14 protein-coding genes are annotated in these 17832 nt (G+C 64.9%); 6 read left to right on the top strand and 8 right to left on the bottom strand.

All coding sequences use genetic code 11. From position 1 onward, the window contains the following. The first annotated feature begins 4 nt into the window (after positions 1 to 4). Complete coding sequence (locus DM806_RS09175; RefSeq protein ID WP_179042926.1) at positions 5 to 3286, top strand: hypothetical protein; 3282 nt, start codon at positions 5 to 7, stop codon at positions 3284 to 3286. 339 nt (positions 3287 to 3625) lie between these two features. On the opposite strand, the gene DM806_RS09170 is transcribed toward DM806_RS09175, so the two are convergent. Beyond that, positions 3626 to 4747: an NAD(P)-dependent alcohol dehydrogenase gene (locus DM806_RS09170; protein ID WP_179042925.1), complete on the bottom strand. Its 1122-nt coding sequence runs from the start codon at positions 4745 to 4747 to the stop codon at positions 3626 to 3628. 277 nt (positions 4748 to 5024) lie between these two features. On the opposite strand from DM806_RS09170, the gene DM806_RS09165 reads away from it, so the two are divergent. After that, positions 5025 to 7871 (top strand): TonB-dependent receptor, encoded by a 2847-nt coding sequence (locus tag DM806_RS09165; protein WP_179042924.1) that lies wholly within the window; start codon positions 5025 to 5027, stop codon positions 7869 to 7871. A gap of 29 nt (positions 7872 to 7900) precedes the next feature. Beyond that, on the top strand, positions 7901 to 8845 hold the full coding sequence (locus DM806_RS09160; RefSeq protein WP_179042923.1) for an isocitrate lyase/PEP mutase family protein: 945 nt from the start codon (positions 7901 to 7903) through the stop codon (positions 8843 to 8845). A gap of 223 nt (positions 8846 to 9068) precedes the next feature. Here DM806_RS09160 and DM806_RS09155 read toward each other — a convergent pair whose 3' ends face one another. From DM806_RS09155 to DM806_RS09125, 7 genes are all read right to left on the bottom strand, one after another. Beyond that, entirely contained in the window at positions 9069 to 9416 is a 348-nt protein-coding gene (locus tag DM806_RS09155) for an endonuclease domain-containing protein (RefSeq protein WP_372859454.1), read from the bottom strand. A 156-nt stretch (positions 9417 to 9572) separates the two neighbouring features. Further along, positions 9573 to 10928 carry a spinster family MFS transporter gene (locus tag DM806_RS09150; RefSeq protein ID WP_179042922.1) on the bottom strand — a complete coding sequence of 452 codons (1356 nt, stop codon included), beginning with the start codon at positions 10926 to 10928 and terminating at the stop codon, positions 9573 to 9575. A gap of 34 nt (positions 10929 to 10962) precedes the next feature. Continuing rightward, positions 10963 to 11457, bottom strand: a complete 495-nt coding sequence (locus DM806_RS09145; RefSeq protein WP_218647425.1) for a gluconokinase — start codon at positions 11455 to 11457, stop codon at positions 10963 to 10965. Further along, positions 11454 to 12335 (bottom strand): NAD(P)-dependent oxidoreductase, encoded by an 882-nt coding sequence (locus DM806_RS09140; protein ID WP_179042921.1) that lies wholly within the window; start codon positions 12333 to 12335, stop codon positions 11454 to 11456. Before DM806_RS09140 ends, DM806_RS09145 begins: the two co-directional genes overlap by 4 nt. Before the next feature lies 1 nt (position 12336). After that, a complete protein-coding gene (locus DM806_RS09135) occupies positions 12337 to 13419 on the bottom strand; it encodes a LacI family DNA-binding transcriptional regulator (protein WP_218647424.1) in 1083 nt (360 codons plus the stop codon). A gap of 45 nt (positions 13420 to 13464) precedes the next feature. Beyond that, positions 13465 to 13800, bottom strand: a complete 336-nt coding sequence (locus DM806_RS09130) for a hypothetical protein (protein ID WP_179042920.1) — start codon at positions 13798 to 13800, stop codon at positions 13465 to 13467. Then, the gene (locus DM806_RS09125; RefSeq protein WP_372859414.1) at positions 13797 to 14813 is read right to left on the bottom strand and encodes an L-idonate 5-dehydrogenase; all 1017 of its coding nucleotides are present in this window, start codon (positions 14811 to 14813) and stop codon (positions 13797 to 13799) included. Before DM806_RS09125 ends, DM806_RS09130 begins: the two co-directional genes overlap by 4 nt. A 179-nt stretch (positions 14814 to 14992) precedes the next feature. Between DM806_RS09125 and DM806_RS09120 the strand changes: the two genes are divergently transcribed. From DM806_RS09120 to DM806_RS09110, 3 genes are read left to right on the top strand one after another with little or no spacing between them, the layout of a single operon-like run. Then, positions 14993 to 15754, top strand: a complete 762-nt coding sequence (locus tag DM806_RS09120; RefSeq protein WP_179042918.1) for an SDR family oxidoreductase — start codon at positions 14993 to 14995, stop codon at positions 15752 to 15754. A gap of 15 nt (positions 15755 to 15769) precedes the next feature. Continuing rightward, entirely contained in the window at positions 15770 to 16723 is a 954-nt protein-coding gene (locus DM806_RS09115; RefSeq protein ID WP_179042917.1) for a 2-hydroxyacid dehydrogenase, read from the top strand. Further along, complete coding sequence (locus DM806_RS09110; RefSeq protein WP_179042916.1) at positions 16720 to 17466, top strand: SDR family oxidoreductase; 747 nt, start codon at positions 16720 to 16722, stop codon at positions 17464 to 17466. Before DM806_RS09115 ends, DM806_RS09110 begins: the two co-directional genes overlap by 4 nt. The last annotated feature ends 366 nt before the right edge of the window (positions 17467 to 17832 follow it).

Below are 17832 nucleotides of genomic sequence, written 5' to 3'. Positions count from 1 at the left end.
GAACATGGCGCGCGCGCTCGTTCCCGATCCCTCCAGCCTTGGCATGGCGTCCCCTGTCATCGGCGCGTGGTTCAGCGACTCCGGCCTGTCTCTGACGACGCCCGCCAGCGACCTTTCGGTGACGATCACGCCAAGCGGCGCCACCAAATGGCAGCCGCCGGCGCGGGGCATATTGTCGCTCTATTTCGCCACGCCGACCCGGCCGTCCGGCCTCGCACTGCTAAGGGCGGCGAATGGCAAGCCGGCCTTCAGCGACAACAACCTCGTGGCGCTGTTCCGGGTGCTGCCTGAGGTAGAGGCGCGGTTGCACGCGCTGATGAAGGAAATACCATCGCCCGACGGCAGCACTGCTACGGTGCCGACCCGACCTGCGGTGCGCTGGTTCGCGATCGAGGCGACAAGCATCACCACGTCGAGCACGGTCACGGCCATTGCCGACCTGTGGCCGATGTCGTTCCCAGCCAGCTATACCGACAAGCTGAAGCTCGACGAAATCGGACTGGACGGCACGTCTGGTGCGCTCACCAACGGCAAGAGCCCGGCTACTGTCCTGCGCGGCCCCGGCGCGATCATTGGTGATGGCGATGCGCTGCTGTCGCTCGATACCTCCAGCTTCCGGCTATGGGCGTTCGACCGGCGGGGCAGGGCGATCGATCCCGGCGCCGTGGCCGCCTGGTGGGCGCATCTGGCGACCACACTGTTCGACAATCTCTGGGCCGGTTCAGGCAATCAGCGGACTTGCGCCGCCACCGCCGCGCGAAACGTGCATGTCGTCAGCGCCCATGAAGGACCGGTGGCGCCGCTGTTGCTCGGCCGCACGACCATTGGGGGGGCGAGCGGAACAGCGACCGACATCGTCCGCGCGGCGAGCGGGACGGCGGCGGTTACGGTGGCCTTCTCCACCGCGCCGACGCCCGATACCGCGCCCGTTCCGCGAGCGGCGTTGCTGCCGCACGGGCGCTGGACATCCACTCTCAACCTGTGGCCGAGCGGCCCTGTCGCCACCGGGCTTGAGCGCGATTATGCGCGTATCGCCCTGATCGATATCGAGGGGCATCTGACGGGCCAGCCCCGATCGCCGGTATCGACCACACCGACGGGTGGCGAGACTCGCCGCGCCGCCAACCAGAACCGCGCCAGCACCCGCGTGGGCGTGGCGCGCGCCGTGCGCGACGATGCGGCCGCCTCCGTCACCCGGCCGAGCATCGATGAAGCGGCGGATGGTCTCGTCGCGCTGTTGCAGGGCAGCGCCCCCGCGCTGCTCGTCATCCCACAACTCGATCGCGACTATGGGCCGTTGCAGCCGCTGGCGGACGATGCCGATCCTTTTCCCACCCATCTGCCGACGCCGACCACGCGTGCGCTGACCGGGGGAGGCACAGCGACCGGCACCACGATTGCCGGCCAGCGCGCCCTGCTGGAATTCACGCTCGATCCCTCCCTTGCCGGAGCGATGCTGCGTGTCTGGCCCAACGCCGTCGATCTGACGAACGGCCGCCGCAAGGCGACGGATGGCGGCGCCGGCAGGGTACGCGCCGACGGCAAGGTGAGCCTCGTCGCGTTGCTGCCCGACGGCAAGAACGACGACTCCGATCTCGGCGCCACAGCATTGCTCGCGCACGGCGGCGGTACGCGCCTTTATGGCGAGATCCGCTTCAAGCGGCCACTGGATTCGGGCGGCGCGCTATTGGCTTGGGGCAGCGCATCGGGCGCGATCATCGCCTGCGAGCAAGACCGCTTTGCCAACACCGGCGCGGTCACGGGCATCCTGCCGGGCATGACGCTGGTGCATGACGACGGCGCGACCGCCAGCCTGATCGATCCCGCCACTGTACCAGCGGCCGCCTTTGCTGCGGATACGGTGATCCGGTCGCTTGCGGCGAACGATCGCGTCCTGCTGACGCAGCCCGCCTTCCGCACCGAACCGGTCGGAAGTCCGGCGACAACGCTTGCGGTAAGTGGCGCGACGGTAGCTGAGCAGGCCCGCGATGGCGTGACGCGACCCTCTGGACCCGGCACGCCGCTCCCGTCGCAGCAGGCCTTGACGAGTGCCGGCGTGACATTCGACGCGACCACCGCGCGCGCCGTGCTCCTGCCACCGCCCGCATTATCACGCTATCATGAGCTTGGGCTGGCCCAATCGGGGCATCCAGGCGCGCCGGCGACGACCGAGGTGGCAGGGGTAGGCATCGACCTTCAGGGGCCGGCTGCGCTGCTGTTCGCCGAGGCGCTTGGCGCTGTCGCCGATGCCGCCACGCCGGCCATGGTTGCCGCAGCTCTTGCGCGTACCGACATGGCGACTGATCCGAACGGTGCCGCTCTGTGGGCTGCTGCGCTGCGCACGCAATCCGCCGGGGTGGAGGGCGAGCGCGGGCTTGATGGCGAAGTGACCGACAGCAGCCACGCCTATCCCTTCGACGGCGACGAGGCGGCGCAGCGCAACTGGTACGGCACCCATCCTTCGATCACTATTCCGGCTCCGGCGAGCGGGCGCGAGGCGGTGCAGCAGCGCGCCCTCGCACGGCGGGCGCTGGCGGCGGGGCGTGGGTTGCAGGAGGGCGCGATCGCGCTGAAGGCCGCGTTCGAACGGGCGGAGGATTTCGTCTATCTCGAAACCCCGGCGTTGGACCTTGCGACGATCGGCAGCGGAGAGAAGATATTGCGCCCCGTTCAGGCTCTTGCCGATCGGCTTACCGCGCAGCCGGCGCTGCATGCGGTGCTGTGCGTGCCGGTCGACAGCTATGTCAATGCGCCCAAGGATTATGCCCGCGTCCGCGCTGACGCGCTGAAATCGGCGCTAACCGCACTCGATGCCGCCGCGCCAGGGCGCTTCGCCACCTTCTGCCCCAGCGCCGGTGCAGGCAGGTCGCTGCGGCTGATGACGACGGTGGTGATCGTGGACGATATGTTCGCTATGGTCGGCTCGACCCATTTGTCACGGCGCGGGTTGAGCTTCGATTCCAGCCTTTCGGCTGCCCTGTTCGATGAGCAGATGGTCGATGGGCGCTGTCAGGCGATCGTCGATCTGCGCCGCGCGCTCATCGGCGCCCGGCTTGGCCTCGATACCGGGCTTGTGCCGGACGAGGGGAGTGCACTGGTAAGGGCAGTCACTAGCCTGACCGCGCGAGGTAGCGTACGACTGACGGTCGCGACAATCCCGCCGGTCGATCCGCCGGTGACGGACAGCGACCGGATATTGTGGAATCGCGATGGTACCGTCGCTCCCAACCCGACCGACCTCACCGTCTGGCTGACGCAGCTTGCTACGGGCAATGTGCTGAACTGACGCGCGTTCGCGATCGGCTGATGTCTGTGCAGTCCAGAATCGATCGGGTCCAGATCAATGTAGGTGAACAGCAACTGTAAGCATTCGTCATTGAAGGTTCATCGCCGCTCCCTATATTCGTCTCATCACCCTTTTCCCCTTTAGGGTGACCTCCCTGAACCTTGGCCCCGCCGCGCATCTTGCTGCGGCGGGGTTACTTTTATCGGCGCATAGGGCAGCGCAGCATATCCTCGCCCGTCATGTCCAGCCAGGAATATATCCAGCCATCGGTCCACTCTTTCCTCTTTCAGGACAGATATCATATTCAGTCCGAGGGAAATGGGGAGGACCATCCCATGTTCAACACCCATCTCCAGACGATTCGAACAGCAGGACCGGTTTGATCGCGGCGCCATTTTCGGAATCGGAAAAGGCGTCGTTGATCGCTTCGAACGGGTAGAAGCGGATCAACCGGTCGAAGGGGAACTGACCCGCCTGGTATAGTGCCACCAGTTGCGGGATAAATGCCTTTGGATCGGCGTCTCCTTCCACGATACCGCGGATCGTGCGGCCGCCGCTCATGATGTGGGAGACATCGGCTTGGAACATCGTGCCCGGCGCTGCCGCGCCGACGATGCCACAGGTACCCCGTACGCCGAGCATAGCGACGCCCTGCTGGATGACGGCGGGCAGGCCGGTGCAGTCGATCGCGAAGTCCACACCGGCGGGGAGGGTCGCCAGCACATGAGCGACCGGGTCTTCGGTGCCGCCATTGATGGTCAGCGTCGCGCCGAGTTCGGCGGCCAGCGTCAGCCGGTCCGGGTTCAGGTCTACCGCAATGATCGAGGTGGCACCCGCTACCTTGGCCGCCATGATGGCTGACAGGCCAACCGAGCCGGCCCCCAGCACGACAACGCTCTGGCCTGGCTGGACCTTCAGAGCGTTCATCACCGCGCCGGCGCCGGTCAGTATGCCGCAGCCCAGCGGCCCGGCGATGCGCAGGTCCAGGTCGCGCGGCACCACCACCGCATTGCGGACATGGCAGATGGCATGGGTCGCGAAGGAGGATTGGCCGAAGATGTTGGCGAAGACTGGGCTGCCATCCTCTCCCCGCAGCGCGCTGCTGCCGTCGGGCCGGGTGCCGAAGAAATTGCGCGGGAAGAAGTCGTGGCAATAGCTGCTGTGATCCGAACAGCAAGTGGGACAGGCACCGCAGCTATTATAGCTCATCACGACGGGATCGCCCGGCCGGATGTCGGTCACGCCTTCGCCCACCTGCTCGACGACGCCGGCGCCTTCATGGCCCAGCACCACCGGCTGGGGCACGGGTACGCCCTGTTGCCACATGGTCGCATCGGTATGGCAGACGCCGGTGGCGACCAAGCGCACCAGCAGTTCGCCGGGGCGGGGCGCCTCGATGGTCAGGGGGCGGATGACCATGGGGCGATCCGATGCTTCGACGATGGCGGCGCGAATATCCATATGATCCTCTTCCTTCCATGTGCATTTAATGGGACCGATATCAAATCATGGTATCACGGCCAAGTCCGTGATTCGCATCGGCAGATTTTTCTGTCGACTTTTTTGAAAATTAAACGACAAAAAGCCAAAAATGAAGGGTATTGGACAAATTCTCGGGGTTAAAGCCTATGTCATTTCCTGCCTGGAAGGGGATTGCCTTGTCCTGATATGTTCGTTAATGTGACCGATATCACGAGCAATCGGATGACAGATCCGGCAGTGTTGGGAGGATGAATTGATGCATCGCATTTTGGTGAATCGCTTCAAATATGGACTGATGGGTGGCGGCGCGGCTTTGTGCGCACTGGTCGTGCCGAGCATGGCGCAGGAAGTTGTGTCGCAGCCAGCCCCTCAACAAGCCGAAGTGGATGAGGCAGCCGCGGCCGACATCGTCGTCACCGGTTCGCGCATCGCCCGGTCCGGCTTCAATGCGCCCACGCCCGTCACTGTGGTCGGTGAAGAGCGGCTGGCCCAGCGCGCCATCACCAATGTCGGCGATGCCCTCAATGAATTGCCGTCCTTTCGTCCTCTGGTGACGCCGGCGACGCAACAAGCGGTGGGCGGCAACATCGGTGCGCGCGTGCTCGACCTGCGCGGCTTGGGTGCCACCCGAACGCTGGTGCTGCTGGATGGCAAGCGCTTCGTGCCCTCGACCACGCAGGGGACGATCGACGTCAACCTGATTCCCAGTTCGCTGGTATCGCGGACCGAAGTCGTGACCGGCGGCGCATCGGCCGCCTATGGCTCGGATGCGGTGGCGGGTGTGGTCAACTTCATCCTCGATCGCGACCTGACAGGACTCAAAGGCTCGATTCAGGCCGGTATTTCCAGCCGGGGCGATTATGGGCAGCAAAATGCCCAGCTCGCCTGGGGGACGAAATTCGCCGACGACCGCGGCCATTTCATGATCGCTGGCGAGTATGACAAGTCGGACGGGATGGGCGATTGCTACACCCGTAGCTGGTGTCCGCGCGAACAGCTCATCGGCAATACGCCGGCTGGTGCGGGTGGGCTGCCCGCCAGCATCCGTGGCGGCCCGGCCGGCACCGGCACGATTTCCTCGGGCGGTCTGATCGTCGCCAATTCGGGACCGTTGCGCGGGCTGGCGTTCAATCCGAACGGCACGACGCACGCTTATAATTTCGGCACAATTTATGGCGCCAATCCGTCGCCGCTCTTCACACAAGGTGGTGAAGAGTCCGTGCGCAACGGCTTTCTGGATGGCATCCTGCTGATTCCGCCGGTCAAGCGGTTCGTTACTTACAGCCAGGCGTCTTACGAATTTTCCGACACGCTGAAGGCCAGTGTCGACCTGTCCTATGCCCGGTCGAAGGGCATGGTCATCGGGTCGGTGGCGCGCACGACGCAGACGATTCAGCGTAACAACGCCTATCTGCCCGATGGTGTCGCAGCTATCATGGACGCGAACGGAATCACCTCCTTCACCCTTGGCCGCGCGCTGATGGACCTGGGCGGGTCGGTCAATCATAGCGACAACCAGACTTATCGTGCGGTGCTGTCGCTGGAGGGCAAGATCAGCGATAACTGGCGCTGGGACGCCTATTATCAATATGGCCGCAACGAATTCCGGCAGGACTATACCGGCAACGTCGTCGCTTCTCGCGTCACGAACGCCGCCAATGCCGTCAACGTCAACGGGCAGATTGTGTGCGGCATTAACGCCGATGCCAGCGCCGCGAATGACGATCCCAATTGCGCGCCGATCAACCTGTTCGGCTCTGGCAATATCTCGCCAGAGGCCGCTGCCTATATCGCGCCTTCGGGATACCAGACGACCGATACGACCGAGCATGTCATCGCCGCCAATATCAACGGTGCGGTCTTCGCGCTGCCGGGTGGCGACTTCTCGATCGCGGCGGGCGGCGAATATCGCAGCGACAAGGCCGTCGGTACCGCCGATGCACTGTCCACCGCCAACGCTTTCTGGTCCTTCAATGGCAAGGCGGTGAATGGCAGCATTCGCGTGGCCGAAGCCTATCTGGAAGCGCAGGCGCCGATCCTGAAGGACGTGGCTTTCGCCCAGACGTTGGAATTGAATGGCGCGGTTCGCCGGACCCATTATCGGCGCTCCAGCCCCGGTCTCGACACGACGACGGTAGATGCCACCACCTGGAAGCTGGGCGGCGTTTATGCCCCGATCGAGGAAGTGCGCTTCCGCGTCACCCGGTCGCGCGATATCCGGGCGCCCAACCTGACCGAATTGTTCGGTCCGGTGACGCTGGGGCGCACTACGATCGTCGATCCGCTCAACAATGGCGCGCAGATTCAGGTCAACAGCTATTCGGGAGCGAACCAGCAATTGTCGCCGGAAAAGGCCGATACCTGGACGGCGGGCGTGGTGCTGGCGCCCAAGGGCTTCCTGCGTAACTTCCGCTTCTCGGTCGACTATTATGATATCGACCTGCAAGGCGCGATCTCGACCCTGGGCGCGCAGGTGGTGGTGGACCGCTGTGCTGCGGGGCAGGCGTTGCTGTGCAACTATGTCCAGCGCGATGCGTCCGGTTCCCTGACCAGTGTCAGCGACGTACTCCAGAATGTCAGCCAGGTGCGCAATCGCGGCATTGATTTCGAGGCCAGCTATCGCACTGATGTCGGCAAGCTCGGCAGCCTCGATTTCCGCCTGCTCGCCACCCATTATCTCAAGCTGGAGATTGGCGGCATCGATCGCACCGGCCAGACCGGCTATCGCCCCGGCACCACGACGGGCGTACCCGACTGGATCGTGGACGGCACGGTGCTGTGGGATCTGGGCAGCGTGGCGCTGAACCTGCACGGCAAATACATCCCCAAGGGTGTGTTTGATACGACGCTGATCGGGCCGGAGGATGACGGCTATTCCGCCGGCCTGCCCAATAGCGTGAACAATAATCGCGTCGCCGGCCGCTTCTATCTCGACCTTGGCGCGACGGTGAAGGTGAACGACCAGTTCGAGCTGTTCGGCGTAGTCAATAACCTGCTGGACAAGGACCCGCCGCTCGCCGCCAGCGCGCAGGGCGGTACGAACCAGGTCTATTTCGACCCGATCGGCCGCTACTTCAAGGTCGGCGCCCGCATCCGCATGTAAGTGTTTCAACAAGGGAAATTGGCAAGCACATGGCAAAAAAGTCTCTGCAACAACTGCTCGAAACCAGCGACAAATGCATCGTCGCCCCCTGCGTCTACGACTGTGCGTCGGCGCGGGCGGTGGAGATGGTCGGCTTCGAAGCGATGATGCTGTCGGGCGGCGAAGTGTCGATCGCGATGAACGGCGTGATCGACTATGGTTTCAGCAACCTGACCGATGTGGAATGGATCACCAGCCGCATCAGCCAGACATCGCCCATTCCGCTGGCCGCCGATATCGAGGATGGTTTTGGCGGGCCGCTGGCCGTCTATCGCAGCGCCCGGCGCATGGCGATGGCGGGCGCGACCGCGCTCCAGTTGGAGGATGCCGACGATATGGAGGAATCCACCGGCCTGCTGCCGCGCGAACGCTATCTGGAAAAGGTGCGGGCGGCGCTCGCGGCGCTGGAAGGCACCAACTGCTTCCTGATCGCGCGGACCAATGCCGACCCGGAAACGCAGATGGACGAAGGCTGCGAGCGGATGCGGCTGGCGCATGAACTGGGTGCGAAGATGACCACCGTGGTCAAGATCGGCACGCTGGCCCACGCGCAATATGTCTCGTCCAAGGTGCCGGGGTGGAAGATGTTCCCCGACGTGCGCAACATCAACGGCAAGCCGGCGGTGACGGTGGACCAGATCCATCCGCTCGGCTTCAACATGATGACGATGCACTATACGCTGAAGGCCGCGATGGACGGGATGCTGGAACATGGCATCCGCAATTTCGCCCAGCAGGGTTGCGACTATACCTGCGAGAAGGTCGACGCGACCGGCATCATGGGCATGAGCGCCACGCCGCTGTTCGATCCGCAAAGCTATATGGAACTGGAAGGCCGTTTTTCGGGTCGCGCCAAGGAATATACGATCGTCGGCAATCAGGTCGAAGACTTCCCTGAAGGCTTCGTCCGCTCCTCGATCGACGATCGCCTTTAAGGCTTAATCCCTCTCCCCTGGAAGCCCGGTCGACTGCACGCGATCGGGCTTTTTTGTGCCTGTTGTAGGAAAGCCGGCGCTTAACTTCGCACATTTCCCGCTAAATGCGACATTTCAGAACAAATGTTGGACATTTTATGTCGTGGCGGGGTGCGGGTGCGGACGATGGGAAAGAGCGGGGGCTGGGATAGCAGATTGGGTGGGAGTAGGACAGGATTGGCCGTCAGTCGGCTCTTCTTCTCCCCTCCCTGAAAGGTTCGACAGAGGCACGTGACTCTGTCGAAGGCTGGGGGTGGGCGCCGCCGAGGCACTCGGCGGTCTTATTCAGTATCACAGACAGCACACCGTCCAGATTTTCAAACACGTCGCTGTTCCAGAATCGCAGAACCGTCCAGCCGGCTTCTTCGAGAAAGGCCGTGCGGTGTGCATCATAGGCTTGGGCATCACCATGCTGGGAGCCATCAAACTCCAGCGCCAGCTTTGCAGTGCGGCAAGCCATGTCCACTATATAGGGACCGACGACAAGTTGCCGGGTAAAGCGCGGCCGGTAGCGAGATAGTTGTTTCCATATCAGCCGTTCCGCGTCGGTCTGGCCGTTTCGCAGGGCGCGGGCATTGGCGGTCTATGTTCTGGAACGCGGCGCATAAGGGCGATGGTATCAAGGCACGCTTCGCGTGCCTACCCACCCCCGGTCCCTCCCTTTCAGGGAGGGGGGAAGATATCTGACCTATCCCTCCAGCCCCGCCAGCCTTAGCGCCCTGTACGGCTTCAGTGCCAGCAGCAGCAGGCCACACATGATCGGGGCGGCGCAGCCGACGACGATGGCGAGGGAATAGCGGATGTCGGTGGGGGCGGTGAAGAGATGGTCGGTCATGAAGCCGATCACCACCGGGCCGATGCCGATGCCGACCAGCGAGATCACCATGATGTAGAGCGCCGTCACCTGGCCCCGCGCGCGGTTGGGGAGGATGAGTTGCAGCGCGGTGCCGGCGCAGGGGACGGGCATGCAGCTGAGGAACATGGCCGGCGCGATCAGCGCCAGCGCGGCCCAGGCGTTGGGCATCAATGGGGCGAGCGTGCCGAAGACGCCACAGGCGAGGAAGCCGAAGGCGGCGACGCGCAGATGCGCGTCGACATGGCCGGCACGGGTCAGCCGGTCGCTGAGCCAGCCGGCGAAATAGGTACCGCCCGTGCCGCAGATCATCATGATAAGGCCAAAGCCGATGCCGACCTGCGCCGGGGTCCAGCCATAGACGCGGGCGAACAGCGCGGGCGTCCAGACATTGTATGCGAAGTTCACCACCGTCACCATCGAGAAGCCGGCGAACATCAGCACCAGCGCGCGGCGGCGGGCGCGGATGACGCCCAGCACTTCGGCGATGGTGAGCGGGGTCGTGCCGCCGGGGCCGCGCCGTTCCGGCTCCTTCATGAACAGCAGTAGCGGCGCGAGCAGCAGGCCGGGCGCGCCGACAATCAGGAAGGCCGCCTGCCAGGGTTCCAGGCCAAAGGGCAGGCCGGTGCCATGCCAGCGTTCGGTGAGCGACTGGAGCAGCTTGCCCCCGGCCATGAAGGCAAGGCCGATGCCGAATGGAGCGCTCAGGAAAAAGACGCTGACGGCGCGGCCGAGCTTTTCGGGCGGGAAGAGGTCGCTGAGCAGCGAAAGGCCGCTGGGCGTGACGCTGGCTTCGCCGCAGCCGACCGCGACGCGCGAAAGGAAAAGTTGGGAGAAGTTGCGGGACAGGCCCGACGCCATGGAGGCGAGGCTGAAGAAAAAGAGGCTGATGCCCAATACGATCCGCCGCTCATAGCGGTCGGCGAGGCGGCCGAGCGGCACCGCGCCCAGCGTGTAGAAGATGCCGAACGCCACCCCCTGCAACAGCGCGAAGCTGGTGTCGTCGAGGCCAAATTCCGCCTTCACCGGTTCGACGGTCAGGTTGAGGACGACCCGGTCGAACTGCGACGCGATCGAGGCGAGCGACAGCAAAAGCGCCACGGTCCAGGCCCGGCGCGGGTTCGGCCATGGGCGCTGGTCGGTGGCGTCGGGGGCGGCGATGTCCGGCTGGGGCATCAGGGCCATGGTCATCCTCTCGTCTTGCGGGCTGGCGACGTCAGCCTCCTTATGAATATTGCAGCGCGGCTTCGATCTGGCGGACCTGTTCGGCGACGGGCAGATTGCCGTCGATGATCAACGCCCGCTCGTCCGGGTCGGGCGGTTCCAGCGTGGCAAGCTGGCTGTCGAGCAGGGAGGTCGGCATGAAATGGCCGGGCCGTTGCGCCATGCGCCGTTCCAGATCGGCGCGCGACAGACGGGGCAGGGTGAACAGCACGTCGCCCACCTGCCGGCGGATCAGGTCGCGATAGTCGCGCTTGAGCGCGGAGCAGGAGGCAACGGCGCCATTATGCGATGCGGCTAGCGCCGTGGCGACATTGCGCAGGAAGGGCAGGCGCGCTGCGTCGTCCAGGGGCAAGCCGGCGGTCATGCGGGCGACATTTTCGGCCGGATGGCAAAGGTCGCCCTCCACGAAGGACCAACCGAGATGCTGGGCGAGAGCGCGACCCAGGGTCGACTTGCCGCAGCCCGCTACGCCCATCACCACGATGGCGCGGGTCATGCCGGCTGCTCCCCATCCATGTCGAACAGGCGCATATAGGCGGCACTGTCCGCCGGGCCGAGGCCGCCGGCTACGGCGATGCGGTGCAGGTCGGCGATCAGCGAGGTGACGGGCAACGGCGTGCGGGTGGCCAGCGCGGAGGCCTGCACCGTCTCCAGATCTTTCAGCATATTGTCGATCCGGCCGGTCGGCGTGTAATCGCGCCGGGCCATTTTCGCCATATATTCCTGAAGGATGCGGCTGTCGGCGCGGCCGCCGGCCAGTGCGGCGGGGATCAGCGTGGCGTCGACGCCATGGGCTTCGGCAAAGCGGACCGCTTCGGCGACGGCCATGAAGTAATTGGCGCAGAGGATCTGATTGATCAGTTTCACCGTCTGGCCCGCGCCCGGCGGCCCGAACAGGGTGATGTTGGTGGAAAGATGATCCAGCACATTGCGGGCGCGGGCGAAATCCTCCGTCGTGCCGCCGACCATCAGCGTGAGTTTCCCCTGTGCGGCGGCGGGCGCGCCACCCGACAAAGGCGCATCGACCCAGCCCATGTCGGTTTCTTCCCGCAGCCGCTGCGCCATGGTGGCGGTGCGACCGGCGTCGATGCTGGACATGTCGATGAGGAGCTTGCTGGCGTCCGCCGCCTGCGCGACGCCGTCTGGCCCGAAGACGGCCTGTTCGACGATGGCGGCGCTGTTCAGGCTGATGATGACATGGTCTGCGCTGGCGGTCGCTTCGCGCGCGCTGGCGGCGGCGATCGCGCCGCGTGCGACCAGCGGCGCCATCTGCGCAGGATCGCGGTCGTAGAGGTGAAGAGTGGCCCCGCTGTCCAGCAGGCGGCCGGCGATCGCCGATCCCATGACACCCACGCCGATGACCGCAAGCTGCATCTTATTTATCCTTGATGGAGGCCCGCTCCACGATGCGCAGGCCCACGTCGACGACGGACGGGGCCGGGGTGGCATCGCTGGCGAGCATGTCGACCAGCATCTTGCCGGTGCGAAGCCCCAGCGCGCGAAAGTCGACATGGATGGTGGTGAGGGCGGGATTGATCTCCCGCCCGATTTCGAAATCGCCGAAGCCCATGATGGAGATGTCTTCTGGGATACGGAGGTTCATGCGCTGCGCCTCCATTACCGCGCCGACGGCGGAGAGGTCGGACACGGCGAAGATCGCCTCGATATCCGGCTGTGCCTCCACTAAAGCGCGGAAGGCGGTGGCGCCATGGTGGAAGCTGACCGGGGCGCTGCCATGGCGCAGCACGGCGTCGGTGGGCAGGCGGGCGAGGCGCAGTTCATCCTCGAACCCGCGCATGCGCTCTTCGCCGCGATGGTCGGTGACTTCGCCGTCGGGCGAAGCGGCCAGCGCGCCGATGCGGGTGAAGCCGCGATCGAGCAGGTAGCGGGCGGCGGTGCGGCCGACCTGATAGTTGGAAAAGCCGATCGCATGTTCGATCGGCTGGCTGGGCAGGTCGGCAATCTCCACCACCGGCACGTCGGCGGCCATCAGCATGCGCGACGCATTGCGCCGGTGCATCGCCCCGGTCAGCACGATGGCTTCGGGCCGGCGAGCGAGCAGGTTCAAAAGCTGCCGTTCCTCCTCCGCCATGTCATAGTCGGTATAGGCGATCAGCAGGTGATAATTGGCCTCTCGCAATGCCTCCGTCAGGCCATGGGCGACCGCGGCGAAGTTGGCGTTGGTCAGCGTCGGGAGCATCAGCGCGATGAAGCCGGTGCGGCGGCTGGACAGGCTGCCGGCGGTCTTGTCGGGTACGTAGCCGAGGTCGGCGACGGCCTTCAGCACTTTGTCCCGCGTGGTCGGCAGGACCAGTTCGGGATCGCTCAGCACCCGCGACACCGTCATGCGCGACACGCCGGCCAGCCGCGACACGTCGCGGATGGTCGGGCGCTGGGACGCGCGCCGGCCGGGTTTCGGCTCGGTGGCGGCGGTGGTTTCGCGGGGGAGACGGCTCATGGGCGGGGCTTTCCTGATGGCTGCGATCCTAGTCGCATATCAGCGTCAGGCGGTTGCGGCCACTGCGTTGCCGCCGCTGATGGTGTGGTAGAAACGCCCCTCGAACATCTCCAGCAATTCCAGCGTGAGGGCGCGGGCCTGGGTGCGGATAGGCGAGGCCAGCGCTTCTTCCAGCGCGGCGAGCGAGGGATAGTCGACCTGCTGCATCATCGCGATCGGCGGCGCGCCGTCATCGACCTGATCGACGAAGAAGAGGCGGACATTGCTGGCTTGGGGGAACTGGCTCCAGAGAGGGGCGAGGCGGGTGCGGACTTCGTCACGGAAGCGATCCTCATAGCCCGGTTTGATCGTGCCTTCGAAAATGGCGGTGCGCGTAATCACAGGATATCCTTGTTGATGGCGATGTGCAGTTTGACGAAGCGCGAGCGGTCGCCGGCCTGTTCAAAGGCGTCGACCGATTGTTCCAGCGGGAAGGTGCCCGACAGGATCGGCGAAACGTCGATCGCGCCGCTGACGATCAGGTCGACGGCGAGGCGAAACTCGCCATTGGCGCGAAAGGCGCCGACAAACTCGATCTCGCGCGATTGCAACGGGTTGACCGGGATCGGGGCGGTGCCGGGGGGAAGCATGCCGACCTGGACGATGCGGCCGCCGCGCCGGACGATGGGGAAGAGCGAGAGCAGGGCGGACGGTGCGCCGGAGGCTTCGAACGCGACGTCGAAATGGCCGGCGGGACTGGCATAGGTGGCCAGCGCGTCGGGATCGGTCGCCACATTGATGGTGCGGGTGGCGTTCATGCGTTCGCGGGCGACGGCGAGCGCAGCATCCTCGACATCGGTGCAGACCACTTCGATCGCGCCGGCATGGATCGCACAGCGCGCGGTCAGCAGGCCGATCGGGCCGGAGCCGGTGATGATGACGCGCTTGCCCATCAGCGGGCCGGCGCGGTTCACGGCGTGAAGGCCGATCGACAGCGGTTCGGCGACCGACAAAGCGAGCAGGTCGGCATCGGCCGGGACCGGGATGATCTGGTCGCCGCGCAGAATCAGGGTTTGCGCAAAGCCGCCCTGCACATGGGGAAAACGGCCGGCGCTGCCCAGGAACATCATGTCGGTGCAGAGATTCATGCGGCCGGCGCGGCAATAGTCGCAGGTGAGGCAGGGGCGGCTGGGGTCGAGCGCGGCCTTCATGCCCGGTTCGACATGGGTGACGGCCGATCCGACCTCCAGCACGACGCCGGAAATTTCATGGCCCAATGCCATCGGCTCGCGCACCGCAAAGTCGCCTACGGCACCGCGATGATAATAGTGCATGTCCGACCCGCAAATGCCGCCATAGGCGACGCCGACCCGGACCTCATCGGCGGCCAGCGCCGGCTCCGCACGGGATTCCACCCGCAAATCCTTCTTCCCATGACATATCGCAGCCAACATGAGTCTCTCCTTTAATGGGACCGATATCATCTGTCACATCGTGCCGCAATAACGTTATGAAACATAAAAAATTGAAAATTGTCGATTGCAATGTGACCGGTCCCTTTCTACGCTGAAAGGTAAGTATGGAGGTTTCCCACATGACCCTTTTCTCTCTTGAAGGGCGCACGGCGCTTGTCACCGGCGCGGCGCGCGGTATCGGTTTTTCGATCGCGACGGCGCTGGGGCAGGCCGGTGCCCGCGTGGTGCTGAACGGTCGCAGTCAAGAAGCGCTGGACGCGGCGGCGGCGCAATTGGCGGCGCAGGGCATCGCGGTCGCGACCAGCCTGTTCGACGTCACCGATCAGCCGTCGGTCAACGCCGGCATAGCGGAAATCGAGGCGGACGTCGGGGCGATCGACATCTTGGTCAATAATGCCGGCATCCAGCGCCGCGCGCCGCTCGACAGCTTCAATGACGATGACTGGCGCGAGCTGATGGCGACCAATTTGGACAGCGTCTATTATGTCAGCAAAGCGGTGGCGCCGCACATGATTGCGCGCGGCCATGGCAAGATCATCAATATCGGCAGCGTCCAGTGCGAACTGGCCCGCCCCGGCATCGCCCCCTACACCGCCAGCAAGGGCGCGGTGAAAAATCTGACGCGCGGCATGTGCGCCGACTGGGCGCGGCATGGGTTGCAGGTCAACGCGATCGGGCCGGGCTATTTCGATACGCCGCTGAACAAGGCTTTGGTGGAAGACCCTGTGTTCGACGCCTGGCTGTGCCAGCGCACGCCCGCCGGTCGCTGGGGCAAGCTGGAGGAACTGCACGGTGCGGCCGTGTTCCTTGCTTCGTCCGCATCCAATTTCATCAACGGCCAGACCATCTATGTCGATGGCGGCATCCTGTCCGTCATCTAAAAGGGAAGCGGGATCATGGAACAAGGGGTCGTGTTGCAGCTTTGCCCGCTGTCCGATTATCTGGAGGCGCAGTTGGCCGAACGTGGCCCGGTGGTGCGCTGGTTCGAACTGGACGCGGTGGCGCAGCGCGCGTGGCTGGCGACGGAGGCCGAGAGCGCCAAGATCGTCGTGACGGGCGGGCATCTGGGCTGCACCAATGACCTGATCGACGCTCTGCCCTCATTGGGGCTGATCGCCATTAATGGCGTAGGTTTTGATAAGGTCGATGTGCCCTACGCGCAGGGCCGGGGTGTTGCCGTCAGCACGACGCCCGGCGTGCTGACCGAGGACGTTGCTGATCTGGCGGTGGGGCTGACTATCGGCCTGCTGCGCGGATTGCCGGCGGCGGATCGCTTCGTGCGCGGCGGGCGCTGGCTGGAGGAAGGCTTTCCCCTGAAGCGCAAGGTGACGGGGCGGCGGTTCGGCATCGTCGGGCTGGGCCATATCGGCCGGGCAACGGCGGATCGGCTGGCGGCGTTCGGGCCGATCGCCTATCATGGCCGCATGCCCAAGGATGCGCCCTATCGGTTCGAGCCTGACCTGCGTGCACTGGCACGGAACAGCGATGTGCTGGTGCTGGCCTGCGCCGCGACCGAGGAGACGCGCGGCCTGATCGACGGAGCGGTGCTGGAGGCGCTGGGACCGGAAGGCTATCTGGTCAATGTCGCGCGCGGCAGCGTGGTGGACGAGGATGCGCTGGTCGTGGCGCTGGAGCGCGGCACGATCGCCGGCGCGGCGCTGGACGTGTTCGCGGACGAACCGGTCGTGCCCGCCGGCCTGATTGCCAGCGATCGCACTGCGCTGGCGCCCCATATCGCCAGCGGTACCGTTGAAACGCGTAAGGCGATGGCCGATCTGGTGCTGGCCAATGTGGACGCGCTGCTGGCCGGTGCGCCGCTGCCGAGCGCCCTGCCCACGGTTTTGCCATGAATGGCCGGGTCGCCGTCATTACCGGCGCTGGCAGCGGTATCGGCCGGGCGGTGGCGATTGCGCTCGACCGGCGCGGCTATCGGCTGGCGCTGGCTGGACGGCGCGCGGAGGGGCTGGCGGAGACGCTGGCGTTGCTGGAGGGGGTGGGGCATCTGCCGGTTCCCACCGACGTCACCGACGGGGCGAGCGTCACCGCCCTGTTCGACGCGACGGTCGCGGCGTTCGGCCGGGTCGACCTGCTGTTCAACAATGCGGGCGTGAATGTGGTGGACGTGTCGATCGACCGGTTGGCGGAAAGCGACTGGCGCCGGGTGATCGACACCAATCTGACCGGGGCTTTCCTCTGCCTTCAGGCGGCGTTTCGCGTGATGAAGGCGCAGGTGCCGCAGGGCGGACGCATCATCAACAATGGCTCGATTTCCGCGCATAGCCCCCGCCCGGACTCGATCGCCTATACCGCCAGCAAACATGGGGTGACAGGCCTCACCAAATCGACCGCGCTGGATGGCCGGCCGTTCGGCATCGCGTGCAGCCAGATCGACATCGGCAATGCAAGCAGCGCCATGGGCGATCGGATGTCGGCCGGCGTGCCCCAGGCCAATGGCGAGCGCATGCCCGAACCGGTGATGGATGTAGCGCAGGTGGGGGAGGCGGTCGCTTATATGGACGGGCTGCCGCCGGAGGCCAATGTCCAGTTCATGACATTGATGGCAACCAACATGCCTTTTGTCGGGCGCGGATAAGTTTCCTTCAAATCCGTTTGCCACAGACGCTGTCCGCATGGTCGTGCGCATATCGCCGATGCGTTGGATGCATTCGAACTTGATGTCGCGGGGTGGCATGTCAGGCATCGTTCACCAGGCGAGTGTGGAGAATATTTGTTGGCGGTAGTCGAGCCAAGCCCCCTCGAATGGGGTAGGTGTTTAGTTCCGGCATTTGAAGGTGCATTGTTCAGCCGAGAAGGTGGAGCGCTATGGGCCTGATTTTACATGGGAGCGCTTGCCCGACGGAGGAGGCGCCGTCGGCGTTTCCCCCACCAAATGCCTCGCTCGCGACAAAGGGAAACTTGGCATGTGACTGGCTGCGAACTGTTGGCGATTGAGTGGCAC

The organism is Sphingobium lactosutens (assembly GCF_013393185.1).
GTDB lineage: Bacteria > Pseudomonadota > Alphaproteobacteria > Sphingomonadales > Sphingomonadaceae > Sphingobium > Sphingobium lactosutens_A.
The sequence above is the reverse complement of the archived record's forward strand: the minus strand, read 5'-3'. Positions and strand labels throughout refer to the sequence as shown.